The organism is Nonomuraea sp. NPDC049649 (genome assembly GCF_040675175.1).
GTDB lineage: Bacteria > Actinomycetota > Actinomycetes > Streptosporangiales > Streptosporangiaceae > Nonomuraea.
In genome coordinates this window covers 395,157-419,315 of the sequence record NZ_JBFAOH010000003.1, presented here as the reverse complement: position 1 = coordinate 419,315, position 24,159 = coordinate 395,157, and the positions used below count along the sequence as shown (strand labels likewise).

Here is a 24,159-nt window from a genome sequence, read left to right as displayed (position 1 = left end):
GACGGCGTCGCCTACGACCCCGCCAAACACGGAGCCCTTCAGGCTCTGATCCAGCAAGATCAACAAGCAGCAGCTTGACACAGGGCTACTCATGAGTGATCCTCCATCTGCGGGCTCAGCAGCGCCCACAGTCGTGACCAGACCTCGGCGAACTCGGGCTCCGTACGCAGCGAACCGAAGTCGCGGGGCCGGGCGAAGCCGATGGGCTCGACGTGGATGATCCGGCCCGGGTTGGCACCGAACACCACGACGCGGTCGGCCATGAGGATGGCCTCTTCCAGGTCGTGGGTCACGAAGAGCACGGTCTTGCGCTCGCGCTCCCAGATCTCCAGGGTCTGCTTCTGCAGGTTCAGCCGCAGCTGCGCGTCGAGCGCGCCGAAGGGCTCGTCCATCAGCAGCGTGTTCGGCCGGTAGACGAGGGTCTGCGCGAGCGCGGCACGCTTGAGCATGCCGCCGGACAGCTGCGAGGGGTACCGGTTGCCGTACTGGCCGAGGCCGACCAGTTCGAGCACCTCCGCCACCCGCTCCCGGCGCTCGCGCCGCGGCACCTTCTGCACCTCCAGCGGGAGCGCGACGTTCTTCTCCACGGTCCGCCAGGGCAGCAGCGTGTCCTTCTGGGTGACGTAGCCGACGTCGTTGTTGACGCCACGGATGGGCTTGCCGTCGTAGAGGACCTGGCCGGTGCTCTGGGTGAGCAGGCCGGCCGCCATGTTGAGCAGGGTGCTCTTGCCGCAGCCGCTGGGGCCGATGATGCAGATGAACTCGCCCTTGCGGATCTCCAGATCGATCCCCTGCACGGCGGTGAACGTCCGCTTGGCGGTGGTGAAAGTACGCCCGACCTGGTGGTAGCTCACCGCCACCGGCCGGTCGTCCGTCCCGGCCCCGGCGGGCGCGTCGGTCTGTGATGTTCGGATGCTGGACACGTACGTCTCCCTCACTCAGGCGTCCGGCAGCGCGGCGACGAGCGTGGTGTCGTAGAGCTCCTCGAACGGCACCGAAACCGGGTCCGGCTTGCCGATGTTGTAAACCTTGATCAGGTTGTCGGCGAGCTCCTCGGTCGGCACGAGGCTGCCGGCGAAGACGGGCAGGATCGCCTCGATCCCGGCCTTCCAGGCGGCGTCGCTGGTGCTGGAGAAGAACTTCTGGTGCAGGGCGTCGCTGTGCTCCTGGCTCAGGTTCTTGGCGTCGTCACGGGCCTGCGCCATCGCCTTGAGGAACTTCGTCACCGCGTCGGGCTGGCTCTTCAGGAAGTCGGGGTTGGCGACCACCACGATGTAGGGGATGTTCGCCGCCTCGGGGGCGTCCTGGACGATGTCGATGAAGACCTTGCCCCACCCGTCGGCCTCGGGGCCGGTCGTCTGGCTGGGGAAGCCGGCGAGGCCGTCCGAGGCGCCCTGCCTGACCGCGGCGGTGCCGGCGGCGGCGTCGTTGAACGGCTGGATCGTGACGTCGCTCTCCGGGTTGAGGCCGCCGAGGGTCAGAATCTGCCGGAGCAGGAGGTCGGTGGTCGAGCCGGTCGCCGCTGAAGCGATCTTCAAACCCTTGAGCGCGTCGATCTTCTCCTGGTAGGGCGACTCGGGCGTGACGCCCTTCTGGGCCAGCTTCTCCAGGGTCTCGTTGTTGAGCGTGATCTGCTCGGGGGCCGGCGCGCCCAGCACGGCGACGACCTTGACCAGCTTGCCCGCGGCCGCGGAGGCCAGCGGAGCCGTCCCGCCGGTGAGGGCGATGTCGGCCTGGCCCTGGGCGACGGCCTGGATGAGCTGGTTGGCGTTGAAGATGGAGGTCAGGTTGTCGATCTCAATGCCCTGCTCGGCGAAGTAGCCCTGCGCCTCCGCCTGCAGCCTCGGGTAGCTGCACAGACAGGCGGAACCGGCATCGATATATCTGATCTTGGTCAACCCGGACTCGGCGGCCGCGGCGGTGTCGGTGCCCTCCTGGGAGGGCGAGGCACAGCCACCGAGCAGGACCGCGAGCAGGACGGTCAGGGCCGAGGCAAGGAGTTTCGTGGAACGAACCATGGCAGCGCTCATCTCCGAGGGGGCATGCAGAAGGCCGCTAATCTCTGATAACGATAGTGACAGTAGTCCTGAAACGTCAATGGTCTTGTCGCGCCCGATCGGCCCCGTTACCTGCCTCATCAGCGGCGACGGGGGCACGCCACCCCGCGACACCGCTTGGTGGAAGAGTAGGCGATGCCCCGGTGGCGACCTCAAGGGTGATGCTTGTCACGTTCCAGAGACAGGCGTCGGCGAGTGCGCAGCACGGGGCGCGATGTGCACCGGCACCGAGACAGACGCACCGGCGGCCGTCACGCAGTTGAAGACGACTTCAACAACACGCACGGGCCGCCGGGAGCGACGGTGAACCGGCGGGCGAATCGGGGGAACGCCCGGCGCCTCTCAGGCGAGGGCGCCTTCGGCGCGGAGCCGGGCGGCGGCCTGGGCGATCCAGGACGTGACCTCGCCGACCCCCTCCACCGCACGGGGCAGGTTCAGCACCACTTCGTCCACGTCCCGCTCGGCCAGCGCCTGGACGCCCGCGAGCGGGTCGTCCTCGGGAGCCCGGGCCACGATGCGGAAGGAGGAGCGCTCGCGCTCCTGACGCTCCAGCTCCGCCTGGAGCGCGGAGACGTATCCGGCCGTCTGGTCGGCCGTGCCCGGAGGGCCGTACCAGCCCTCACCGTGCTGGACGGCGCGGCTGAGCGCGCGCTCGCTGGCGCCGCCGATGAGGACCGGCACCGGCTCGGCGGTCGGCGGGGAGACGGTGAGCTCGGGGAAGGAGTACCAGCGGCCCTCGTGGCTCACCGGCTCGCCGGTCCAGAGCCGGCGCATGATGCTCAGCATCTCCTCCGTACGGCCGCCACGGCCGGAGAACGCCTGATCCAGCGCCTCGAACTCGGTGCGCATCCAGCCCACGCCGACCCCGAGCACGAGCCGTCCCCCGGACAGTTCCTGGGCGGACATCACCGACCGCGCGGCGATGAGCGGGTGACGCAGGGGCAGCACGTAGACGCCGATGCCCAGCCGGATCCGGGTGGTGGCCGCGGCCAGGTGGCCGACCATCACCAGCGGGTCCGCGAACGGCGTGGCGGGGTCGAAGCTCGGCCGGCCATGAGCGCTGTACGGGTACTTCCCGTCGGTCACGGTCGGCGAGATCACGTGATCCGGGATCCAGAGCCCGTGGAACCCCTCCTGCTCGGCCGCCTCGGCGATAGGCCGGTACCACGCGAGCGGGAACCCGAAGCAGCGCACCGACACCTTCATGACGCTCTCCCCGATTCTTGACAGTTCAACATGGGCACCATACTAATCATGATTAGCAATATCTATCGGGAGGCATACCCATGGCGAAGCGTCCGGGCGTGATGGTCGCGATGTTCGACATCCCCGACTCCCTAGAGAGGGAGTTCAACACCTGGTACGAGGAGGAGCACATCCCCGAGAAGGTCGGCCAGGTGCCGGGCTTCCTCAGCGCGCGCAGGTACAAGGCGCTGGACGGGCGGCCGAACTACCTGTGCATCTACGAGCTGGAGGATATCTCCGTCGTCGACAACCCCGAGTACCAGCAGAACTACCGCAACGGCACGGTGACGACGGAGCGCATGAAGGCCAAGGCGAAGACCTTCTACCGCAACGTCTACGTCCAGATCCACGAGGCCGCCGACGGCCTGCCGCTGCCGGAGTGAGGACCGCCGTGAACGACCTGGAGAGAAGGATCCGCCGGCTGGAGGACCTGGAGGAGATCCGGGGCCTGGCAGTCCGGTACGGCTTCGCCGTGGACGAGCGCGACCTGGACGGCGTCTGCGCGCTGTTCACCGAGGACGCCGAACTGCGCACCATGAGCGGGCCCGGCAAGGGCAAGGGCGTCGCGGCGATCGCGGACTACTTCCGCGGCCGGTTCGACGTGCTCGGGCCGACCAACCACTTCACCCACGGCCACGTGGTGGACTTCGACGACGAGGACCCGGACCAGGCCACCGGGCTGGTCTCCTCGCACGCCGAGGTGTGGCGGGACGGCGCGCCGATGATCACGGCGCTGCGCTATCACGACCGCTACCGGCGCGGGCCGGACGGCTGGCGGTTCGCTGAGCGGGTGCAGTCCTACATGTACTTCGTCGACGTCCGCGAGTACCCGCAGGCGCTGGGCGACCGGCTGCGCATGCGGGCGAACAAGGACGCCTGGCAGAAGGCCGACTGGCCCGCCGGCCTGTGACCGGGAGGGTCGGCGACGGCCCTCCCCTTCAGGATCGGGTGCCCCAGCGGATGGTCTGCTCCAGCACCTTGGGGTGCGCGCGCTCGACATAGCGGACGTAGGCGTCGATGTGCTCCTGCATCCGGGCCTCGGCGCCCTCCGCGTCACGAGCCTCGATCATGGCGTAGATCTCCTCGTGCGCCTTCAGGATCGCCTTACGCCGGCGCTGCGGATAGTCGCTGCCCACGGCGCTGTAGTCGCCGCTCACGGTGCCGTCGAGGATGCCGAGCAGCGAGTCGACGATGTAGCCGAAGAGAGCGTTGCCCGACCCCCAGGCGATGATGTCGTGGAAACGCTGGTTGGTCTCGAAGAAGACGTAGTCGTCGTCCATGTTGTCGCGCATCTCGGCCAGGCACCGGCCGAGGTCGGCGATCTGCTCGTCGCTCATGCGCTGGGCGGCGAGGGCGCCCGTCTTGGGCTCCAGCGCGGCCCGCACCTCCATGATCGCCCGGAACGGCGCCTGCTTGACCTGCATGAGCAGCAGCATGGTGCTGGCCAGGTGGGACGGGTCGGGGTCGAGCAGGACCGGGCCGCCCTTGGGTCCGGGCTTGAGGGCGATGACGCCCTGGAACTCCAGCAGCCGCAGAGCCTCCCGCAGCGTCCCGCGGCCGATCTCGTACTTTTCGAGCATGACACGCTCAGGCAGGAGCATGTCGCCGGGCCGTAGGTTGTCCCGGCTGACGTCCCGCATGATCCGCTGGGCCACGAGCATCGCGGCCTTGGGTGGCCGGGTACCGTTCGTCATGTCGCCCCTTCATGGAGGTGATCACCCAAGGTACTGAGAATCTATGCTAACCATAGCGGTGATAAGGCCCTGGTGGTGACCTTCGGGGAAGATCGGTGCCCTTACGTGGCCATCTCGGGTTTTACGGTTTGCGCAGCGGTTTCCTGTTGGCGAACTCGTCGAGGCCGAACCTGCCGAGTTCGCGGCCGTAGCCGGAGTTCTTCACGCCGCCGAACGGCAGATCCGGTGCGCTCCTGATGGTGGTGTTGACGCCCACCATGCCGGTGTCGAGCCGGTCCGCGGCGCGGGACTCGTCGCCGCAGAACACCGCCCCGCCCAGGCCGTACGGGGAGTCGTTGGCGATCCGTACCGCCTCCTCGGCGGAGCTCGCGTGGCAGAGGACCGCGACGGGCCCGAACAGTTCCTCATGATAGGCGCGCATGGTGGCGTCCACGCCGGACAGGACCGTGGCCGGGTAGAAGGCGCCGGGCCCGTCGGGGGCGGCGCCGCCGAGGTGGACGGCGGCTCCCTTGCCGACCGCGTCCTGGACCTGGTCGGCGAGGGTGGCGCGCGGCCAGGGAGGACATCGGGCCGAGCCTGGTCGTCTCGTCGCGGGGGTCGCCGATCGTCCATCCCCGGGCGCGGGCCAGGAACGCTTGCCTTCGGTGATCGGGATGCGCGGGAGGCGGCCGTGCCTGGCCGGGTGCGGGCGCGCGTCAGGTGCGGGCTCTGTCGGGTACGGGGGTGAAGTCGAAGCCGGGGTAGCCGTCGCGTTCCACGTCGGCGAGCTGGGCCCGGTAGTTGGCGAGGCCGCCCATGTAGAACATGACGGTCCGGGTCTTGCCGGGGATGTTGGCGCCGAAGATCCAGGAGTCGACCTTGGGGAACAGGGTCGCGTCGGCGATGGCGTGGCACGTCTCGGTCCACGCGCGCTGCGCCTCGGCGGACGGCTCGACGGCGGCGCCGCGCGCCCGCGACTCGCCGACCGGCCTGGCGATCCCCTCGACCTGGGCTTCGATGCTCGGCGGCAGGTTGGTGAAGGGGCCGTTGGGGCCGAGGATCATGAACATGTTGGGGAAGCCGGCGGTGGTGATCCCGAGGTAGCTGGCCGGGGCGTCCCGCCAGGCCTCGTTGATCGTCCGGCCGCCGCGCCCGCGCAGGTCCAGGGCGAGGTAGTTGCCGTCCACGGCGTCGAACCCGGTGGCCAGGATGAGCACGTCGAGCTCGTGGAGTTTGCCGTCCCCCGTCTTCAGCCCGGCGGGGGTCGCCTCCACGACGGGGTGGGTGCGGAGGTCGGCCACGGAGACGTTGTCGCGGTTGAACGTCTCGTAGTAGTGGTTCGAGCAGAGGGGGCGGCGGGCGTACAGGTCCGTGGGGGTGAGGATGCGCGCCGTCTCGGGGTCCTTGACGATCTCTTTGATCTTGGCGCGGATGAACGCGGCGGCGGCCTCGTTGGCCCGCGGGTCGGTCGCGATGTCGCTGAACGTGCCGAACATGAACCGGAAGCCGCCTCCGATGTCCCAGTTCTCCTGGAACACGCGCTGCCGCTCCTCCTCGCTCACGCTCATCGCCGGTACGGTGCTCTCCTCGAACCCGAACGCCACCGCGGAGCCGCGCACCTGCTCCCAGATGGCGCCGAAGTTCCTCTTGACCGGCTCCACCTCGTCCGGTGTGAGGGGCCGGTCGCCCGACGGCACGCAGTACTGGGGCGTACGCATGAACACCGTGAGATGCCCGGCCTCCGGGGCGACGGCGGAGATCACCTGCTGGCCGGAGGAGCCGACGCCCATGACTCCGACCCTCTTGCCCCGCAGGTCGTGCTCGTCCGGCCAGGCGCCGGTGTGCAGGATCTCGCCCTCGAAGGAGTCCAGGCCGGGGATGTCCGGGATGTTGACCTTGGAGAGCAGGCCGAGCGCGGTCACCAGGTAGGTCGCGGTGACGGTCTCGCCCCGGTCGGTGGTGATGGTCCAGGTGTGGGTGTCCTCGTCGAACGCGGCCGCCGTGACGCCGGTGCCGAGCTGGATGTCCTTGCGCAGGTCGAAGCGGTCCACGACGTGTTCGAGGTAGGCGAGGATGTCGGGCTGCCTGAGGTAGCGGGTGGACCAGTCGTACTCCTGGAGGAGGTCCTGGTCGAAGGAGTAACGGTAGACGAAGGCCTCGGTGTCGGACAGCGCCCCGGGGTACCTGTTCCAGTACCAGGTCCCGCCCACGCCGTGGGCCCGGTCGTAGCCCCTGACGGTGAGGCCGAGCTCGTCGCGCAGTTTGCGCAGCATGTAGATGCCGCCGAATCCGGCGCCGATGACGACGGCGTCGTAGTCCACGGTGGTCATGGGGTCCTCCCTTGCTCAGGCGCCGTACCACTTGGCGATGCGGGCGATCTCCTCGTCCGCGGCGGTGGTCCGGCCGGCGTTGAAGACGAAGACGTGCTGCTGGTCCGCGACGACGGAGAGGGTCACGTCCACCCCGGCGGCCTCGGCCCGCTCGGCGAGCCGGGTGGCGTTGTCCAGCAGGGCCTCGGCGCCGCCGGCGTTGATGTAGAGGCGGGGGAAGCCGGTGAGGTCCGCGTGGAGCGGGTTCGCGAGCGGCGCCGCCGGACTCGTCCTGTCGCCGAGGACGCCGGCGATCATGCCTTCGAGCAGGGGGACGGTGATCAGCGCGTCCGTCTCGGCGTTGGTCCGCAGGGTGTCGCCCGCGTTCTCCATGTCGAGCCAGGGCGAGAACGCGATGACACCGCCGGGCAGCGGCTCGTCGCGTTCCTTGAGCGCGAGCGCGGTCGCCACGGCGAGGTTGCCGCCCGCCGAGTCGCCCGCCGTGGTGATGTCGCCGGGCGCGACGCCCCGTTCGGTGAGCGCGAGGAAGGCGGAGACGGCGTCGTCGAGACCGGCGGGGTGCGGGTGCTCCGGGGCGCGGCGGTAGTCGAGGACGAAGGAGACGACCCCAAGCGCCTTGGCCAGGTGACCGGCGAGCTTGCGGTGGCTGGCCGCCGACCCGACGGCGAAGCCGCCGCCGTGGGTGTAGAGGACGACCCGGGAGGCGTCGGCGCCGGCCGGCCGGCACCAGATCCCCGGCACTCCCCCGATCTCCTCCTCGGCGTACGTGACGTCCTCCGGCTCTCTGGTGGGCTGGTGCCATTCGTCGAAGATGCTGCGGAACAGCCGCATGGTGAGGTCCGGGGTGGTCGCGATGATCTGGGACCAGTCGGCGTAGAGGTCCTTGAGCGGGTCGTGCACGGCCTGCACTCCTTCCGTCGGGGCGGATCCGCGCCTGGCTTGTGACGTGCGACACTAAGCGCGGCCCCGGCTCCCGAGGTGTTCCGTTCTGGAACAAGGTCCGGCGATACCCGAACGGCAATGATCCGGACGCGATTGGTATCAGTGCCTCTGTGACTTGTCTTACATACTGAGCACACGGTCTTGGCTTGGAGGCAGTGCCATGAGCAACGCGCGCCGCGTCCCCGTCGAAGATGACGTGATCAGGTCTGCTAAGGAGACGCTGATCACCCAGGGCCTGAGGTGGCCGGCCGGGGAGCGGCAACCGGAGTGGCTGCCACGGGAGATCGACCGCAGCTGGCGCCGCTCGATCAGCGCCGGGGCCACCCGCAAGCCGGACTCCATCCACTACGTCAACACCTTCGACGCCGACAGCGAGCTGTGCCGCGCCGCCCGTCCGGTCCTCGACCGGCTCGGCGAGACCCTGCGGGACCTGGACACCGCGGTCTTCCTGGCCGACCGGACCGGCCAGATCGTCGCCCGGCGGGTCCCCGGCCGCAGCGCGCGGGCGAGGTTCGACGCGGCGGGCGCGGCGGAGGGGTTCGACTTCTCCGAGCAGAGCATCGGCACGAACGGGCTCGGCACCGCCATGCAGGAGGAGGGGGCTGTTCTCGTACGAGGTCCGGAGCATTTCAACGAGGTCCTGGAGCGTCTCGCCTGCGCGGGCACCGGCATCCGCCACCCCGGCACCGGGCGGCTGGTGGGCTCGCTGTCGCTGGCCGCGGCGGCGAGCTCGGCCGAGACGATGATGCTGGCGCTGGCGCGTGAGGGCGCGCGGCAGATCGTGGAGAACCTGGCGGCGACCGCCGGGCACGTGGTGGAAGGCACCGGGGCGCACTTCGTCTGGCTCAACCGCGGCAAGGAGTCGCTGGCGATCGACCTCAAGTCCGCGGACGGGGCCGGCATCGTCCGGCGGCTGATCCGGCGGGCCGACGTGTTCGTCCAGAACCTCGCTCCGGGTGCGGCGTCGCGGCTCGGCTTCGGCGCCGCGCGGCTCCGCGGCGAAGATCCGGGGCTGGTCGTGGCTGACATGTCCGGTTACGGGAGCGGCGGGCCGATGGCGCGGCGCAAGGCGTACGACATGCTGATCCAGGCCGAGGCCGGGCTGGTCGCCGTCACCGGGACGCCGGACCATCCCGCCAAGACCGGGATCCCCACCGCGGACATCGCCGCCGGGATGTACTGCGCCCAGTCGGTGCTGGCCGCGCTACTCCGCCGGGCCAGGACCGGCGAGGGCGCCACCATCGACGTCTCGATGTTCGACGCGACCGTCGAGTGGATGGGCCACGCCCTCTACGCCCAACTCCACACCGGGCGGCAGCCCCCACGCATGGGGGTCGGCCACGTCTCGATCGCACCGTACGGCTCCTACCCGACCCGCGACGGAGAACTGCTCATCGGCGTGCAGAGCGACTCCGGGTGGCGGGCCCTCGTCGCCGCCCTGGGCGCGCCCGGGCTCGCGTACGACGAACGCTTCGTCACGAACGTCCGGCGGGTCCGTCATCGGGCGGAGTGCGACGCCGAGGTCGCGCGGCGCACCCGGGAGTGGGCGACCGCCGAACTCGACGCCCGGCTCGCGGACGCGGGCGTCCCGGCGGCGCAGGTGAAGCAGCTCTCCGACGTGGTCGAGCACCCGCAGCTGCGGGCCCGCGACCGCTGGCGGCGGGTGCGGACCGAGTTCGCCACGGTCGACGCGCTCCTGCCCCCGGCGGTCTTCGGCGACTTCGAAGCCCCGATGGGCGACGTGCCCGCGCTCGGTCAGCACTCGCGGGCGCTCCTGCTGGAAGCCGGGCTCAGCGAAACGGAAACGGACGACGTGCTCGCCCGCGGCGTCGCCCTTCAGCACGATTCCTGAATTGTCGCGGGAGCGGGTGCCCGAGAAAAGGCGTCCCGCTCCCTGTACGGCCGGTCAATTCACGGACGCGGCCGTATTGTGCGACCCCGCGGGATTATGTTCCCGCGTTGCACTTCTTGGAGACCTGCCGGCCGGTCTTGGCGTCCACGCACGTCTCGCAGGTGCGCTTCGGCTGGGCCTGGGTCGGCTCGGCCTTCGTCGTGCACTCGAGTTCCTGAGGCCCGCGGTGGCGGTCCCTGTCGCGATCGCGGTCGCGGTGATGCTTGTACTCGCAGTACTGGCGCTTCCAGCCGCCGCCCTTCTTCTTCGACTGCTTGCAGTAGAAGCATCTCCTGTCGCCTTCGGACATCCACTTACACGGCTTGCTCGTGGATGCGGTCCTGGTCGCGCAGTTGCCGAGCGCGCTGGTCGTAGTGGTCGCGACGGCGGGTGCGGCCTGCGCGTCCTGCGCCTGCGAAGCCGTCGCGGGTGCCACGGCGGCCGCCACGAGGGCGCCGATCGTGAATGCTTCCTTGAGCATGGAACCTCCCATTGCTCGTTGCCTCCTCCTCATCGTGCCCCGCCGTAAAGGAGGAAGGCCAAGGCGAGTGACGGCATATTTTCTTGGGCCACGAATTAAGCCGCGACGCTTTAATTCGACCGCTAAACACGAATCGCCGGCCCGGGAGATGTTTTTACTCCCGATCCCGCTCTCCTTTAATGGGAGTGCCGTTGCAGGCCCTGCCTCCGAGTGAAGGAGCGATGCCATGGACCCGAAGCCCGGCCAGGGTCGAAGCGTTCTCATGTGGTGAGACCGAGTAGTTGAAGGCCGTCGGCGGGGTGGCTGCGGTAGTGGTCGGTGGCGGCGGCGATGTTGGTCCAGCCGATCAGTCGGATCAGGCCGATGGCCAGGTTGCGGAGGCCGGCCAGGATGCGGGGAGCGGCGCCCGTCCTCACCTTGCAGGCGTCTTCGCGGTAGGTGACGTCGCGGATGTGGTGCAGGGCTTCGATGTTCCAGTGGCCGCGGATCAGCTTGGCGAGCTGGGCGTGGGTGATCCGGCCTGGCGGGAGGCTGGTGATGGCGTAGATCGTGACGATGGTGGTCTTGCCGGTGCGGTGGTCGGTGCGGCGGCGTTTGACCTGGATGGCCTGGGCGGCGTGGGGAAAGGGCAGGTCCGGGCGGACGGTGCAGATCTTCATGCGTCGGATCTCGCGGCGGCCGTGCCCTTGTTCGTCGGTGCGGTCGTTCAAGACGGCTTCGCGCCAGGGCAGGGCCTTGAGCCGGCGCAGGAGTGTGGACTGGTTTCCCTTGACGATGAACAGGTAGTGGCCGTCGGCGGCGACGATCTGCCGGGCGTGGTCGGCCTGGGTGTGCAGGGCGTCGGCGGTGATGACCAGGCCGGATAGATGCAGGCTGCTCATTAGGGGTGTGAACGCGGTGATCTCGTTGCTCTTGGCCTCCACCTGCCGCTGGGCGAGCACGGTCTGGGTGTCGTGACGGACGGCGGCCAGCAGGTGGACGGTGCCGCTGTTGGTACGGCTGCCGCGCAGGGTCTTGCCGTCCACGGCCAGGCCGAGCAGCGGTGGGCGCAGGTGCGGCGTGGTCTGTGGAGGGTGAGCGGTGGCCAGCGTGGCGAGGTAGGTGCAGGTGGCGTCGTCGAAGGCGTCGCCGTCCAGACGGGCCAGCAGCCGTCCCAGGGTGGAGGCGGCCAGCCGTACCGTGCCGGGTAAGCCGGCTCGGGCGCGCAGGCCGGGGTCGTATCCGGCGATGAACCGGGTGATCTTCGCCAGCGACGTTGCCCCGCTGAGCACCGCGAGCAGGGCTAACGCCAGCAGCGGGCCGAGCCTGTAGCGGCGTCCCCGGCGGCTGCGCGGGTCGGGCACGGAATCGAGGACCTCGGCCAGCGTATGCAGGTCAGCGGCTGGGGCGGTGAGGGCGACGTGCTCCAGGTGGCGGGAGAGCACGTCGATCGGGGATGATGGCACGCGAACGCGGCCCCTGTTCTTGATCGGCTGGCTTAGACAACCGACGATCATCAGGGGTCGCGTTTGTCATCTCCGCACTGGGGCGCCCTTAGTGGGCCACCCGCGCCAGGGGTGCAGCAGTCTCACCAGCCGAGAACGCAACGGCCTTGGAAGCCCGGCTGGGAGATCCGGCCCATGCGGGACGACGCCGCCGGCATCTGGACGATCCAGGCCGGCGTCTTCCCCGAGAACACCGCCAGCCTGGCCCTGCACCTCGCGCTCGGCTTCCGCGTGGTCGGCACCCGCGAGCGCATCGGATGCCACCACGGCGTCTGGCGCGACGTCCTGCTGATCGAACGCCGCAGCCCCACGACCGGCCGGAGCGAGCCCTAGGAGAGTCCGGCAGCCCGCCGGCGGAACCGTCACCACGGCCGACAATGTTCAATTTCCAGCATTAAGACTTAAAAGCATGGATATGCCTCACTGGCGTGCGGGGCCGCAATCCGCATGGATTCAACCCGGCTCATCGCTTATTATGCTCATGAGCTGGTGTTTTTTCACCATTACGGATGCCCCTTAAATGGACCGCCCCGCAGGGAGAAATGGTTGAGGATCATCGGGCGCCATTCGCAGATCTCCTCCGGAGACATCAGGCAACTCACCAACCTCCTGCTTGAGGACATCCCCAGAGATCTCGTCGGTGAGCCCGTGATCCGCCTGCTCGCCGGCGGATACAGCGGGTCCTTGGTGGCACTCATCTGGCTCGGCCGCCTGGACCCCGTGGTGATGAAGGCAGGCCCGAGCGAGGAGATCGCCGCAGAACACGATCACCGGCTGCGCTTCCCCCATGTGACGGGGACGCTTCCGGAAAACGGCCTTGATCGAATTCACGGCCCTATCGAAGTCCAGCTGAACACCTCCGCGGCCCAATGGTCGGTCATCGCCTACCGTTACGTGGGCGGGAGATCCTTCGAGGAGATCGAGCACTACAGCGATTTCGAGGAGTTCCTGCGTACCTACGTCTGGAGCGCGAACAGAGACCAGGCGCCCTCCGAGCTGACGATCAGGGAATGCCTGCGGAAGGTCGCCCAGATCCTCACCGAGAAACGCCCGGAGGACGGAGATCCGCCGTTGCAGACGCTGGCGGATGCGCTGCCCGCCCTTGCCTGGGACCAGGGGATCCTGGCGACGCTCAACACGGCCGCCGCCTTCTGTCCCGACCTTCCCGACCTGGCGGGCTTCCGGGCCTGGTGGGAGTCCACGACCGAATCCATCCGTGTCGCCCCCGTGCCGGATCGGCGCACGCTGCATGGCGACGCGAGGTTCGCGAACATCCTCATCGACTCCGTGCACGCCCAGGTCGACCTCATCGACTTCGGCAACGGACGCCGGGGCCACGTGTTCGAGGACTTCGCGCGTTTCGAGATCGACCTGCTGTTCCGGACGACGCCCGTGGCCGATGAGAAGGGCAATCTGGATCGAAGCCTGCTCTCGGACGCGGTGGGTCATCTTCTGCGAGACGAAATAGCCGTCGGCTCGATTCAGATCGGCGATCACCGGCAGGTCCGCTGCATCAAGCTCTGGCGGCAGGCGGTCTACCAAGCACTCCCTGCGATGACCCGGCCGGGAGCGCTGATGATGTACCGCTGGTTCCTCCTCGCCGAATGCCTCAAGCGGACGCGCTGGCTCGCGAACGCGGGCGTGCGGGACGTCGGGGTGGACCCGGCTTCCCTCGTCCACACGATCTACGCCCTGCGCCAGAACCTGACGGGAGGCGATCTCTCCCCGACCTGGCTGTCGACCGCTCCGCAGACCTTGGCCGCGGCCCTGCACTGCCGGGCGGCCTACGTCCCCACCCGCGGGATGGAGCGGGCGGTCAACATGAAGCGCAACATCGCGAAGAAGAACGCGTTGCAGGAGGCCGCGGCGAAGGCTTCCACGGTGCGCCTGCTCGCCGAGACCGGGAACTCCTACCTCTCGCCCCGGGGCACTTTCAGCTCGGAAGTGCACGACGTCCTCAACGCCGGCGGAAGCCTGCAGGCGGTCATCTCCAACCCCGGGCTGCCCGAGTACTTCGGCATGTCCGAAAGCTACGAGGCACGGCCGGGCAACGTGTACCGGATCTACGGAGACCTCCAGCGGAAATGCGACGACAGCATCGACGGTTACCGTCTGCTGCGCGAGCAGTTCGGCCCGCTGGTGGAGCTCAGGCTGGCCAGGTTCGGCTTGGCCGCGACCATCCTCCTGACCGACAGCGCGCTCTTCTACGAACCCTACTTCCGGGCACGCAGGGTCCGCCGGCAGCAAGTCCTCTTCGACTCCTTCGAGCTGCAGTTCGACACCACCGGACTGCACGCGCGAACGCTTCTGGAGGAGACTTTCGAGTTCTACTGGAGGAACTCGGACGACCTGGAGAGCCAGCGGCCGAGAGAGCCCGACCTGGACGCACTCAGGCGTCAGTTCTTGAGCCTGTGGGATCGGAGCAGGTCCGATGGCTCATGAGCGTCCGATCGCGCTTGTCGCGGAGCACGACACCTGGATCAGCTGTGACCCGATCCTGGGCTGCCCCGCCAATTGCGCGTACTGCTATCTCGGCCCTTTGCGATTACGCAACGCCAAACCCCGGCCCCGGGCGTCTCCCGAGCAGATGGCGCAGGCTCTGCGCGACTATCTGTACGGCAGACGCGCCGAACTGATCGACCCCGAGAGCGACGGCACGCCGATCTGCATCGGCAACTACACCGACATGATCATGACGCCCGCCAACAGGAGCGCGGCGATCAGGTCGATCGAACAGATCATCACCGTCCTGCCGAATGTCCGCCCGATCGTCATCATCACCAAAGCGAAGGTTCCGGAGCCGTTCGTCCGGGATCTTGACTGCCTCGGCTGGCCCATCCTCTGGTTCTTCAGCCAGTCGTTCTCACGGGACGCCGAGCTTCCCCTCGAGGCGGGGCCGATCGCGAACTTCGACACCACGCTGGGCAACGCGCGTCTCGTGGCGAGCACCGGGAATCAGGCCGCCGTCCACTTCTGGCGTCCTTTCGTGCCGGAGCTGTCGGAGGCTCTCAAGGACAAGGAGCTCGTCGTGAGCCGCCTGAAGGAGTCGGGCATGTCCTGCTCGGTCCTGGTGGGACTCAAGCACGGCCCCGGCGTCCCCGAGGACGATCCCCGGCTGGGCACCTACATTCCCTCTCACTTCAAGGACCCGGAAAACTCCGGCGAAACCTTCGATCGTCGCGGATGGCGCCTTCTAGCGACCATCGCAAGAAAAATGAAATATCCCCTGTATCGGCACACGTCCTGCGCCATTGCGCTCAACCTCAGAATCCGGGAAGCCCTCGGCACCTGGGGAGCGCAGATGGGACGCGACCGATGTCTCCCCTGCTCATGTCCACGGACACAACGCGAAAAATGCGCCAATCCACAGGAAGATTCGGACCTGGCACACTGGCGCAGACGCATATCAGCCTTTCTAGGACTTTCCATTGACCAGGTCTCACACAATCCAGCGGCGGGAAGTTTTCATGTGGACGCCGATGTGTCAGAGTTCGACTACAACACCCTCTTGCACGCGGCCAGAGGGAGATTTTCCGTTGCCTTTCGCTCGGTCAGCTACCAGAAGGCCTGGCCCGGGCCATGGTGAAGGGGGTAGAAATGACAGAAGCCGGCCTGGACGGGCGCCGCACTTCAGCGCCGGTCCGACATCGCCTGCGTAGCCGTATCGACAGACTCCGATACATCACCGGATTCGTCACCGCATTCGGTGATGAATTCGATCCGCGGGTCGCGGTTTTCGCCCGCCTCTGGCACGTGAAACGGGTGGTCGGGACAGCCCGGCGCCTGGCTGCGGACGCCGCCGTGGACGTCGCCCGCGTCAGCAGGCTCGCCTGGATGCATGACCTCAATCGCTGGCCGTTCGCGCACAACAGCGAGCGCGGCTCGTTCGATCAGGCCATGAACGTTCCCGACTACTTCAAAGCCCTCGACGCCTCACCATGTGACATTTCAGATCTGCAGGGCATACATCATAAAAAGCTCGACGGACTCACTCCTGACGGGACGGTCGTTCTTTTCGCGGACGCGTTGACCGGGATCGTGGAGGACGTCCTCATGGCCGTCACCGGACTGAACGTCCACCCGCGCATGGTCCCGGCCGACATAGACGGGCTCATGGGATTCTCCCTTCAGCGGGAGCCATGGCTCTCCGCGTGCCGGGAACTGGCCCACAACTTCCACGGCTCACCGCGGCCGGACGTGACAGACTTCCAGCGCCGATTCGACGCTCTTTTCCGCGACCTCGTCGACACGTTCATCGCGCGTAACCGGATACGCGATATGGAGCGGGACTATCCCGCCGTTTACGACGTCGCACGCATCGTCAAGGAGACCTTCACCCGGCCGGTCATCTTCCCCTTGAACAACGAGCGGGTATGTCATTCCCTGTGGTTGCGGGAGAAGGTCTTTCCCTGGTACTTCCACACCATGGGCGGCGACCGCGGACGTCTCCTCGAGATGGACGAGCGGCAGTTCGTAGGCATGATCACGACGATGCCCGGCTCTCCCTTCTCACCGCACGAATTCGTCCCGGATCTCGATGTCGTCCAGCGGGAACTGCCTCATCTGGCGTTCCTTCCCTGACCTGCCTCCGCCGACGTCATCTCGAAGACGTGCCGGCCCGCGCCCACTTCGATGGGGGTGTCCGGGGCGGTGGGCAGGTACACGGTGGCGGTGGTGTTGGGCGGGACCACCACGACGAGCTTGAGGTGGTCGCCGGTGCGTTCCCAGCCTGCTTCGGCGCGGCCGTAGGGGGTGTCGAGGGTGGCGTGGGCGTGGGTGAGGCCGCCGCCGGGGCGCGGGCGGATGAGCAGGCGGCGGTAGCCGGGTTCGGCCGGGGCGAGGCCGGCGATGGTGCGGTGCATCCAGGCGGCGACGGCGCCGAGGGCGTAGTGGTTGAAGGAGGTCATCTCGCCGGGGTTGAGGGTTCCGTCGGGCAGCATGCTGTCCCAGCGTTCCCAGATGGTGGTGGCGCCCATGGTGACCGCGTACAGCCAGGACGGGCACTCGGTCTGGAGCAGCAGCCGGCAGGCGTCCTCGACGGCGCCGGCGTCGGTGAGGGCGTCGCAGATGAGGGGGGTGCCGACGAAGCCGGTTCCGCTGCGGTGGCCGTTGGCGCGGACCAGCTCGGCCAGGCGCTCGCCGGCGCGGGCGCCGGCGCTCTTCGCCGTCGAGGAGGCCGAAGCGCAGGGCGAGGGCGTAGGCGGTCTGCGAGTCGCCGGCCACCTTGCCCTCCGAGGTGATGCAGGCGCTGTCGAAGGCGGCCCGGACGCGGTCGGCGAGGGTGCGGTAGCGGGCGGCGTCGGTGGTGTGGCCGAGCAGCGCGGCGGTCTCGGCGACCAGCCGGGCGGAGTGGGCGAGGTAGGCGGAGGCGACCAGGGCCGGGTCGGTCTGCGCTTCGAAGGGCCGTTCGGGCGGGGCGGTGGGGTCGAGCCAGTCGCCGAGCCGCGGCCCGGTGTCCCACAGGCAGGTGTCGCCCGCCAGGCCGGCGAGCTGGTCGACCCAGGCGGTCATGCTCGGGTACTGCTCGCGCAGGAGCGCGAGGTCGCCGGTGCGCTCGTGGAGCACCCAGGGGACGATCACCGCGGCGTCGCCCCAGGCGGCCGTCGGCACCACGTCCGGGATGGGCGGGAGGGAGATCCACGGGACGAAGACGGGGACGCATCGCGCACATCACCCACCAGGACGACAGCCAGTCGCAGCCGTCCGACCTGCTCCACAAGATCCGTTCCGCGACGTACGAACGGGTCATGCGCGAGCACGGGCTGGCCGGCGAGATCGCCGTGGCGACCAGCTTCTACCACGAGAAGGGCGGCTACGAGGGAGCCCGGGAGCTGCTGAACCGCACGCCCCGCCCGACGGCGATCTTCGCGGGCGCCGACCAGGCGGCGTTCGGCGCGCTCGCCGCCGTCCACGAGGCCGGGCTGCGCGTCCCGGCGGACGTCTCGGTCGCCGGGTACGACAACACCCACCTGGCCGCCCTGCCCAACATCGCGCTGACCAGCGTCGACCAGGGCGGCTCGGTCATGGGAGCCGCCGCCGGCAAGCTGCTGCTGGAGCGCATCGAAGGCCGCTCGTCGGCGGTGCGCTTCTCAGTGACGCCCAGCCTGATCGTCCGGGGTTCCACCGCCGCGCCTGCGGAGTAAATCGTTTCAGCACCCGAGTTGCCCCGCCGGTAGTTAGTCGTCGGATTATCCGATGACGAATATCATGGCGGGCATGGACGATGCGGTCGATGCGATTCTCGGCCAGTGGCGGCGCGAGCGTCCTGATCTGGATCTCTCCGCGATGGGGGTCTTCATCCGGATGGGGCGGGCGACGCGCCTGGTCGAGGCGGCGGTCGAGGAGACCTTCGCCCGGCACGGCCTGCGTCCCGGGGAGTTCGACGTGCTGGCCGCGCTGCGCCGGTCCGGCCCGCCGTTCACGATGATCCCGTCGGAGCTGTCGGCGGTGCTGATGACGTCGCGGGCGGGCATGACGAACCGGCTCGACCGCCTGGAGCAGGCGGGGCTGATCGAGCGGCGGCTCGACCCGGCCGACCGGCGCAGTTTCCTGATCGTCCTGACCGGCAAGGGCCGCGAACTGATCGACGCGACCCTCTCTGACCACGCGGCGACCCTGGCCCGGCTGGGGGCGGCGCTCAGCCCCGAGGACTCCCGCACGCTCGACCGCATCCTGCGCGGCCTGCTGGAGTCCTGGGACCGGGAGAGGCCGTGACCCACGCTCAGCGGACCTGACGGACCCGCGCCGCCGTCCAGGGGCCGGGAGGCAACGGGCCCGACGGACGCCGCACCGCCGCCTGGGGCCGGGGAGTCAGCGGGCCTGACGGACCCCGCGCCCCCATCCTGGAGCCGGGAGGGGCCTGGCCCCTGCTCAGCGGGCCTGGCGGACGCCGCTCCGCCAGACGTCGGCGATGGCGCGGGTGGCGGTGATGTCGCTGGTGGGGTCGCCGTCGACCAGCAGCAGGTCGGCGCGGAGTCCGGGGGCGACGCGACCCCGGTCGGCCAGCCCGAAGTGCGTGGCCGGGACGCTGGTGGCGGCGGCCAGGGCGGCCTCGGGGGTCAGGCCGGCCTCGGTGAGCAGGAGCAGTTCGCGGTGCATGGCCGCGCCGTGCACCGGGGCGAAGAAGTTGGCGTCCGTCCCGGCCAGCAGCGCCACCCCGGCCTCCCGCAACGCCTGGACGGCGCGGCGGGCGGCGGCAGGGCCTTCCGGATGGACGGGGACGGCCGAGTAGTCGCGGTCGATGACGGCCTTGTCCCGGTCGGACAGGCGGGCGGCGATCCGCTCGTCGCGCACCAGCTCCACCGCGGCCGGGTCCTGCGCGATGGCCTCGATGTAGGCGAGCGTGGTGATGACGAAGGCGCCGTGGGCCGCGATGCGGGCGGCCAGGTCCTCGACGGACGGGTCGCCCGGCTCGCTGTGGTGGAAGACGTGCGCCAGGCCGTCGACGCCCGCGTCCAGCGCGACCACCGTGTCATGCGCCGTCGCGACGTGCGCGATGGTCTTCAGCCCGGCCGCGTGACCGGCCTCGACCAGGGCCGCCACCACCTCCGGGCCCATGACGGGCAGCTTCAGGCCGGCGGTGCCGCCGTCGTCGATCACGATCTTCAGGTAGTCGATGCCCTCGGCCAGCCGCGCCTCCACGAACGCCTTGGCCTGCCCGGCCTCGGCGACGGTGTCGAACGGGCCGACCGCGTCGCCCAGCCAGGCCAGCGACTCGGCCTCGGCCGCCATGATCTGGCTGGGGTGCCCATCGGGTGCGGTGGCGAGCACGCCCGAGCTGCGCAGGTCGGCCACGTCGTCGCGCCCGGCGGCCAGTTCGCGCTGGCGCGCCAGGTTGCCGGGCAGGCAGAACATGTCGAGCTCGGTGGTCACGCCGAAGGTGAGCGCCTGGGCCAGCATCCCGTCGGAGACGTGGGTGTGCGCGTCGATCAGGCCGGGCAGCAGGGTCTTGCCGCCGCCGTCGATCTCCACGTCCACGGGCCGCCCGTCGGGCTCGGCGATCAGGTCGTCCTCGATGAGGACGTCCGCGCCGGAGTGGGTGCGCTCGCCGTCGAACACGCGGGCGCCGCGGATCAGAGTACGCATGAAAGCTCCCTCGTTCCATCCCTGATAGTTCGACATCAAACTATACGACACAGAACTAGTTTCGTCGGCGGTACGGCTGTGCGGATGGAAGGACTACGGCCCGCGGGTGGACTCGAAGGGGTTCTACGGCGAGACGATCAGGGGGCGTGAAAGAGTTGCCCTCATGAGCGTCGTCACCGCCGACCTGTACGACGAGCGCGGCGAGGAGTTCGACTCCTGCGACCTGCAACTGCGCCAGTACGGCGGCCGGAGGTCCTTCTCCGGCCGGATCGTGACCGTGCGCTGCCACGAGGACAATGCCCTGGTCAAGGCGGTCCTGGCCGAGCCGGGCGAGGGGCGGGTGCTGGTGGTGGACGGCGGCGGCTCACTGCGGACCGCGCTCGTCGGCGACGTCATCGCCGGGGCTGCCGCGGCGAACGGCTGGGCCGGGGTGGTCGTCAACGGCGCCGTCCGGGACACGGCGGCGCTGCGTGGGCTGGACCTGGGCATCAAGGCCCTCGGCTCAAACCCACGTAAGAGCGGCAAGGAGGGCACCGGGGAGCGGGACGTGCCGGTCACCTTCGGCAACGCCGTCTTCTCCCCCGGCGCCGAGCTGTTCTCGGACGACGACGGGATTCTCGTGACGCGGGTCCCGCTCTAAGAGCCGCCGCGGGCCCGGCGGAAGCGCAGGCAGGGGCGCCGCCGAGCTCCGAGCACGGCTCGATCGGCGGATCGCGCCGTGCCCGTTCGACCCGCATCAAGACCAGCTGTGGCGGACACGGTCGGCGGCCGGTCGCACGACTTCCCCACCCGCGGCAGGACGCGACCTTGCGGGTCACCTCATGGCACCGGCCTGCTAGGACGGCTGGGCCCGCCGGTGACGGAGTGTCACCGGCGGGCGGCCAGGTGGCCGGCGAGGTGGCCGATCACCTCGCGCGCGTCGGGCTCGATGCCGTGGATGAAGGTGGACTTGCGCCGCCGCAGCACGGGCAGCCCCAGCGCGTACAGTCCCGGGCTGTCGACCACGCCGCCGTCGTGGCGCAGGTGGCCCTTCTCGTCGACCACGGGCACGTCGAGCCAGCTGTAGTCGGGCCGGAAGCCCGTGGCCCAGACGATGGTGCGGATCTCGCCGCCGCGCAGGTCGAGCTGGAGGCGCGCCTTGGCGGGCACGGTGGTCGGCGCGAACCGCTCGGGCGGGCCGACCTCGGCGTCCACGCCCGTCTCCTTGGCCCACTCGTCGAAGCCGTCGAGCAGGCGTTCCATCTTGAGGTCGGCCAGGGAGAACACGTTGCGCAGGCCGCCGGAGAACAGCGCGCGGCCGTCGCGCACGGCCGCCCAGCGGCCCACCAGTTCGACGCCCATCGCGGTGAGGGCGTTGAGGTCCAGCGTCTCGCGTTCGGGGGTCCCGACGAGCTGGGGTGAGGGCAGCCGCCGGGCCCGGGTGAGGTCGTCGACCTCGTCGTAGCGCTGGTCCCACACGCCGGCGGCGTCCATCCACCAGAGCACGTCCCGCCCGCGGTAGGTGCGGGGCAGCCGCACGTGCTCCCCGACCGACATGATCACGGGACGGCCGGACCGCCGCAGCTCGGCGGCGAGCTGCACGCCGGTCGCCGAGGCTCCCACGACGAGCACGCCGCCTTCGGGGAGCTGTCCGGGCTCGCGGTAGTCGTACGGGGTGATCTGCTCGATCTCCGGCGGCACGGCGGCGCTGAACGGCGGCACCGCGGGCAGGTTGCAGGCCCCGCTCGCGATGACCACCGTCCGGCAGTCGATCTCGCCGTCGTTCGTCGTCACGCGGTAGCCGTCGCCGGCGCGCCGCACGGACGTGACGTCCGTACGGGTGCGGACGGGGGCGCGCGTGTGGGCGGCGAAGCGTTCCATGAACGCGGTCACCTCCCCGATGGTCATGTAGCCGTCGGGGTCCGGGCCGTCGTAGCCGAGGCCCGGCAGGCGGCTCTGCCAGTTGGGGGTGAGCAGGCGGAAGGAGTCCCAGCGCTGGCTGCGCCAGGAGTTCGCCACCTCGCCGCGTTCCAGCACCACGTGGTCGATGGACCGCTCGGTGAGGAAGTGGCTCGCGGCGAGGCCCGCGTGACCGGCGCCTATGACGACGGTGGTGGTGTGGCGCTCGATGACGATCGTGCCTTTCAGGCGACCTCGACGGTGACGTCCGTCGGGTTGGTGAGGGCGTCGAACACGGCCGAGCGCTTCTGGGACTGGGCGACCAGAGCCTCGATCTCCTGCTTGGAGGCGTCCGCGTCGATGGTGAAGGTGACCTTGATGTCGTTGAAGCCGTTGCGGACGTCGCTGTCGGCGCCGAGGATGCCGCGGATGTCGTGCGAGCCTTCGAGCTTGGCCTCGACGGAGCGCAGCTGGATGCCGCGGTTCTGGGCGACGGAGGCGACGCCGGCCGTCAGGCAGCTCGCCAGGCCGACGAGGAGGTACTCGATCGGGGTGATGGCGTTGTCCTGGGCGGCGAACGTCTCGGGGTGGTCGGCGTCGAGGACGGTCTCGGTCTTGTGGCTCTGCTCCTCGCCGAGGCCGTAGTACTCCTTGATGGTGGTGGTGCTGTGGGTGCCGTCCTTCCACCTGGTGGTGGCGCGCCAGACGAACTGCCCGGCCTCTGGCTTGGACTTCAGCACCTCGCGGGCGTCCAGCAGCGCCTGTACGTTCACTCCGTTGGAGACCGTCGTCATGTCCGGTACCTCTCCCGTGCTCCAGGTAATTCAGATAGGTATTTGAACATACCCTGAGCGTGGCGGCTAGCATGGGGGCCATGTCTCAGCCAGCTACGACGCTCCCCGCCGGTGCCGTCGGTTCCGTCGGCGTCGTGGAAACGCAGTACCTCGACCTGCCGCGGCCGGTGAAACTCGACTGCGGCCGGGAGCTTCATCCGGTTCGTGTCGCATATGAAACCTATGGCACGCTATCGCCCCAGCGCGACAACGTGATCCTGGTGTGCCACGCGCTCAGCGGTGACGCTCACGCGGCGGGCCTGGCGAAGGCCCCGGAAGAGGAGAGCGCCCGCGACGGGTTCGGCGCCGAGGGCAGCGCCAAGGGGCTCGGCTGGTGGGACGGGATGATCGGTCCCGGCAAGGCGTTCGACACCGACCGCTTCTTCGTCGTCTCCACGAACCTGCTCGGCGGCTGCCGCGGGACGACGGGCCCGTCGTCGATCAACCCCGAGACGGGCCGGCCGTACGGGCCGGACTTCCCGGTCATCACCGTCTCCGACATGGTACGTACGCAGCGCGCGTTCCTGGACGAGCTGGGCATCGAACGGCTCGCGGCGGTGGCCGGGGGCTCGCTCGGCGGCATGCAGGCCCTGGAATGGAGCGTTCTCTACCCCGACCAGGTCGACGCCGTGGTGGCGATCGCCAGCACGCACGCGCTCCACCCGCAGGGGGTGGCCTGGAACGCGATCGCGCGCGAGGCGATCATGCGCGACCCGGCCTGGCAGGGCGGCCGCTACCACGGCACCGGCCGGACGCCCGACGGCGGCATGGGGGTGGCCCGGATGGTCGGCCACATCACCTACCTGTCCGCGCCCGCGCTGGAGCAGAAGTTCGCGCGCAGGCTGCAGTTCGCCGACGACATCCGCCACACGATCACCGAGCCGGAGTTCGAGGTGGAGAACTACCTCCGCCACCAGGCCGCCTCGTTCGTGAAGCGCTTCGACGCCAACACCTACCTCTACACCTCGCGCGCGCTGACCTACTTCGACCTCGCCCGCCAGCACGGCGGCGGATCCCTCACCCGGGCGCTGGAGAACGTGACCGCCCGGACGCTGCTGATCGCCTTCACCTCCGACTGGCTCTACCCGCCCTCCGCCTCGGAGGAGATCGAGCGGGCGCTACGCTCCCTCGGCAAGCCCGTCGAGCTCCAGGTGATCGACGCGCCGTACGGCCACGACTGCTTCCTGCTGGAGGAGGCGCGGCAGACGCCGATCATCCGCCGGTTCCTGAGCCCCGGCGAAGCCCGATGACGTCGAAGAA

24 protein-coding genes and 1 pseudogene are annotated in these 24,159 nt (G+C 69.4%); 11 read left to right on the top strand and 14 right to left on the bottom strand.

Features of this window, described 5'->3' with window-relative positions; translation table 11 throughout:
• Positions 1-89: 89 nt before the first annotated feature.
• The 3 genes from AB0J42_RS07195 to AB0J42_RS07185 all read right to left on the bottom strand — a co-directional run bounded on the left by AB0J42_RS07195 (position 90) and on the right by AB0J42_RS07185 (position 3,263).
• Positions 90-923 carry an ABC transporter ATP-binding protein gene (locus AB0J42_RS07195; protein ID WP_364289846.1) on the bottom strand — a complete coding sequence of 278 codons (834 nt, stop codon included), beginning with the start codon at positions 921-923 and terminating at the stop codon, positions 90-92.
• A gap of 15 nt (positions 924-938) precedes the next feature.
• Positions 939-2,018: an ABC transporter substrate-binding protein gene (locus AB0J42_RS07190; RefSeq protein ID WP_364289844.1), complete on the bottom strand. Its 1,080-nt coding sequence runs from the start codon at positions 2,016-2,018 to the stop codon at positions 939-941.
• Positions 2,019-2,399: 381 nt separating this feature from the next.
• Positions 2,400-3,263, bottom strand: coding sequence for a TIGR03619 family F420-dependent LLM class oxidoreductase (locus AB0J42_RS07185; protein ID WP_364289842.1), 864 nt, complete (start codon positions 3,261-3,263; stop codon positions 2,400-2,402).
• Positions 3,264-3,343: 80 nt separating this feature from the next.
• Between AB0J42_RS07185 and AB0J42_RS07180 the strand changes: the two genes are divergently transcribed.
• Positions 3,344-3,685, top strand: coding sequence for a hypothetical protein (locus AB0J42_RS07180; RefSeq protein WP_364289840.1), 342 nt, complete (start codon positions 3,344-3,346; stop codon positions 3,683-3,685).
• An 8-nt stretch (positions 3,686-3,693) separates the two neighbouring features.
• Entirely contained in the window at positions 3,694-4,212 is a 519-nt protein-coding gene (locus AB0J42_RS07175; RefSeq protein WP_364289838.1) for a nuclear transport factor 2 family protein, read from the top strand.
• Positions 4,213-4,240: 28 nt separating this feature from the next.
• On the opposite strand, the gene AB0J42_RS07170 is transcribed toward AB0J42_RS07175, so the two are convergent.
• From AB0J42_RS07170 to AB0J42_RS07155, 4 genes are all read right to left on the bottom strand, one after another.
• On the bottom strand, positions 4,241-4,996 hold the full coding sequence (locus AB0J42_RS07170; protein WP_364289836.1) for an FCD domain-containing protein: 756 nt from the start codon (positions 4,994-4,996) through the stop codon (positions 4,241-4,243).
• 121 nt (positions 4,997-5,117) lie between these two features.
• The gene (locus AB0J42_RS07165; protein ID WP_364289872.1) at positions 5,118-5,645 is read right to left on the bottom strand and encodes an aldehyde dehydrogenase family protein; all 528 of its coding nucleotides are present in this window, start codon (positions 5,643-5,645) and stop codon (positions 5,118-5,120) included.
• 46 nt (positions 5,646-5,691) lie between these two features.
• Positions 5,692-7,305, bottom strand: a complete 1,614-nt coding sequence (locus AB0J42_RS07160; protein WP_364289834.1) for an NAD(P)/FAD-dependent oxidoreductase — start codon at positions 7,303-7,305, stop codon at positions 5,692-5,694.
• Between the two features lie 15 nt (positions 7,306-7,320).
• Positions 7,321-8,205, bottom strand: a complete 885-nt coding sequence (locus AB0J42_RS07155) for an alpha/beta hydrolase (protein WP_364289832.1) — start codon at positions 8,203-8,205, stop codon at positions 7,321-7,323.
• A 202-nt stretch (positions 8,206-8,407) separates the two neighbouring features.
• Here AB0J42_RS07155 and AB0J42_RS07150 point away from each other — a divergent pair, with 202 nt between their 5' ends.
• Positions 8,408-10,099: a CoA transferase gene (locus tag AB0J42_RS07150; protein WP_364289830.1), complete on the top strand. Its 1,692-nt coding sequence runs from the start codon at positions 8,408-8,410 to the stop codon at positions 10,097-10,099.
• A 94-nt stretch (positions 10,100-10,193) separates the two neighbouring features.
• On the opposite strand, the gene AB0J42_RS07145 is transcribed toward AB0J42_RS07150, so the two are convergent.
• Positions 10,194-10,619: a hypothetical protein gene (locus tag AB0J42_RS07145; protein WP_364289828.1), complete on the bottom strand. Its 426-nt coding sequence runs from the start codon at positions 10,617-10,619 to the stop codon at positions 10,194-10,196.
• 260 nt (positions 10,620-10,879) lie between these two features.
• Complete coding sequence (locus tag AB0J42_RS07140) at positions 10,880-12,064, bottom strand: ISAs1 family transposase (RefSeq protein ID WP_364289826.1); 1,185 nt, start codon at positions 12,062-12,064, stop codon at positions 10,880-10,882.
• A gap of 174 nt (positions 12,065-12,238) precedes the next feature.
• Between AB0J42_RS07140 and AB0J42_RS07135 the strand changes: the two genes are divergently transcribed.
• From AB0J42_RS07135 to AB0J42_RS07120, 4 genes are all read left to right on the top strand, one after another.
• A complete protein-coding gene (locus AB0J42_RS07135; protein WP_364289824.1) occupies positions 12,239-12,436 on the top strand; it encodes a hypothetical protein in 198 nt (65 codons plus the stop codon).
• 213 nt (positions 12,437-12,649) lie between these two features.
• A complete protein-coding gene (locus tag AB0J42_RS07130) occupies positions 12,650-14,545 on the top strand; it encodes a hypothetical protein (protein WP_364289822.1) in 1,896 nt (631 codons plus the stop codon).
• Positions 14,535-15,689, top strand: a complete 1,155-nt coding sequence (locus AB0J42_RS07125) for a hypothetical protein (RefSeq protein WP_364289820.1) — start codon at positions 14,535-14,537, stop codon at positions 15,687-15,689. Before AB0J42_RS07130 ends, AB0J42_RS07125 begins: the two co-directional genes overlap by 11 nt.
• Before the next feature lie 11 nt (positions 15,690-15,700).
• Positions 15,701-16,684 (top strand): hypothetical protein, encoded by a 984-nt coding sequence (locus AB0J42_RS07120; protein WP_364289818.1) that lies wholly within the window; start codon positions 15,701-15,703, stop codon positions 16,682-16,684.
• Here the strand turns inward: AB0J42_RS07120 and AB0J42_RS07115 are convergent.
• Both AB0J42_RS07115 and AB0J42_RS07110 read right to left on the bottom strand, forming a co-directional pair.
• Entirely contained in the window at positions 16,663-17,226 is a 564-nt protein-coding gene (locus AB0J42_RS07115) for an alpha-L-rhamnosidase C-terminal domain-containing protein (RefSeq protein ID WP_364289870.1), read from the bottom strand. The genes AB0J42_RS07120 and AB0J42_RS07115 overlap by 22 nt on opposite strands.
• Positions 17,227-17,314: 88 nt before the next feature.
• Positions 17,315-17,713 (bottom strand): annotated as a pseudogene (locus AB0J42_RS07110) (alpha-L-rhamnosidase); the annotation flags it as partial.
• A 50-nt stretch (positions 17,714-17,763) separates the two neighbouring features.
• Between AB0J42_RS07110 and AB0J42_RS07105 the strand changes: the two are divergent.
• Both AB0J42_RS07105 and AB0J42_RS07100 read left to right on the top strand, forming a co-directional pair.
• The gene (locus AB0J42_RS07105) at positions 17,764-18,246 is read left to right on the top strand and encodes a substrate-binding domain-containing protein (RefSeq protein WP_364289868.1); all 483 of its coding nucleotides are present in this window, start codon (positions 17,764-17,766) and stop codon (positions 18,244-18,246) included.
• A 73-nt stretch (positions 18,247-18,319) separates the two neighbouring features.
• Positions 18,320-18,817, top strand: coding sequence for a MarR family transcriptional regulator (locus AB0J42_RS07100; RefSeq protein WP_364289816.1), 498 nt, complete (start codon positions 18,320-18,322; stop codon positions 18,815-18,817).
• Positions 18,818-18,973: 156 nt separating this feature from the next.
• On the opposite strand, the gene AB0J42_RS07095 is transcribed toward AB0J42_RS07100, so the two are convergent.
• Entirely contained in the window at positions 18,974-20,188 is a 1,215-nt protein-coding gene (locus tag AB0J42_RS07095) for an amidohydrolase family protein (protein WP_364289814.1), read from the bottom strand.
• A 163-nt stretch (positions 20,189-20,351) separates the two neighbouring features.
• On the opposite strand from AB0J42_RS07095, the gene rraA reads away from it, so the two are divergent.
• On the top strand, positions 20,352-20,828 hold the full coding sequence (gene rraA, locus AB0J42_RS07090; RefSeq protein WP_364289812.1) for a ribonuclease E activity regulator RraA: 477 nt from the start codon (positions 20,352-20,354) through the stop codon (positions 20,826-20,828).
• Positions 20,829-21,055: 227 nt separating this feature from the next.
• Here the strand turns inward: rraA and AB0J42_RS07085 are convergent, their stop codons facing one another.
• Both AB0J42_RS07085 and AB0J42_RS07080 read right to left on the bottom strand, forming a co-directional pair.
• A complete protein-coding gene (locus AB0J42_RS07085; protein ID WP_364289866.1) occupies positions 21,056-22,270 on the bottom strand; it encodes an NAD(P)-binding domain-containing protein in 1,215 nt (404 codons plus the stop codon).
• A 41-nt stretch (positions 22,271-22,311) separates the two neighbouring features.
• Complete coding sequence (locus AB0J42_RS07080; protein WP_364289810.1) at positions 22,312-22,860, bottom strand: OsmC family protein; 549 nt, start codon at positions 22,858-22,860, stop codon at positions 22,312-22,314.
• Between the two features lie 80 nt (positions 22,861-22,940).
• Here AB0J42_RS07080 and AB0J42_RS07075 point away from each other — a divergent pair, with 80 nt between their 5' ends.
• Positions 22,941-24,149 (top strand): homoserine O-acetyltransferase, encoded by a 1,209-nt coding sequence (locus AB0J42_RS07075; protein ID WP_364289808.1) that lies wholly within the window; start codon positions 22,941-22,943, stop codon positions 24,147-24,149.
• Positions 24,150-24,159: the final 10 nt, after the last annotated feature.

Excerpts from the sequence above, each read along its gene's own strand:
- AB0J42_RS07190 (WP_364289844.1), bottom strand. The coding sequence starts at position 2,018 with ATGGTTCGTTCCACGAAACTCCTTGCCTCGGCCCTGACCGTCCTGCTC.
- AB0J42_RS07185 (WP_364289842.1), bottom strand. The coding sequence starts at position 3,263 with ATGAAGGTGTCGGTGCGCTGCTTCGGGTTCCCGCTCGCGTGGTACCGG.
- AB0J42_RS07180 (WP_364289840.1), top strand. The coding sequence starts at position 3,344 with ATGGCGAAGCGTCCGGGCGTGATGGTCGCGATGTTCGACATCCCCGAC.
- AB0J42_RS07170 (WP_364289836.1), bottom strand. The coding sequence starts at position 4,996 with ATGACGAACGGTACCCGGCCACCCAAGGCCGCGATGCTCGTGGCCCAG.
- AB0J42_RS07160 (WP_364289834.1), bottom strand. The coding sequence starts at position 7,305 with ATGACCACCGTGGACTACGACGCCGTCGTCATCGGCGCCGGATTCGGC.
- AB0J42_RS07150 (WP_364289830.1), top strand. The coding sequence starts at position 8,408 with ATGAGCAACGCGCGCCGCGTCCCCGTCGAAGATGACGTGATCAGGTCT.
- AB0J42_RS07145 (WP_364289828.1), bottom strand. The coding sequence starts at position 10,619 with ATGCTCAAGGAAGCATTCACGATCGGCGCCCTCGTGGCGGCCGCCGTG.
- AB0J42_RS07135 (WP_364289824.1), top strand. The coding sequence starts at position 12,239 with ATGCGGGACGACGCCGCCGGCATCTGGACGATCCAGGCCGGCGTCTTC.
- AB0J42_RS07125 (WP_364289820.1), top strand. The coding sequence starts at position 14,535 with ATGGCTCATGAGCGTCCGATCGCGCTTGTCGCGGAGCACGACACCTGG.
- AB0J42_RS07120 (WP_364289818.1), top strand. The coding sequence starts at position 15,701 with ATGACAGAAGCCGGCCTGGACGGGCGCCGCACTTCAGCGCCGGTCCGA.
- AB0J42_RS07100 (WP_364289816.1), top strand. The coding sequence starts at position 18,320 with ATGGACGATGCGGTCGATGCGATTCTCGGCCAGTGGCGGCGCGAGCGT.
- AB0J42_RS07095 (WP_364289814.1), bottom strand. The coding sequence starts at position 20,188 with ATGCGTACTCTGATCCGCGGCGCCCGCGTGTTCGACGGCGAGCGCACC.
- rraA (WP_364289812.1), top strand. The coding sequence starts at position 20,352 with ATGAGCGTCGTCACCGCCGACCTGTACGACGAGCGCGGCGAGGAGTTC.
- AB0J42_RS07080 (WP_364289810.1), bottom strand. The coding sequence starts at position 22,860 with ATGACGACGGTCTCCAACGGAGTGAACGTACAGGCGCTGCTGGACGCC.
- AB0J42_RS07075 (WP_364289808.1), top strand. The coding sequence starts at position 22,941 with ATGTCTCAGCCAGCTACGACGCTCCCCGCCGGTGCCGTCGGTTCCGTC.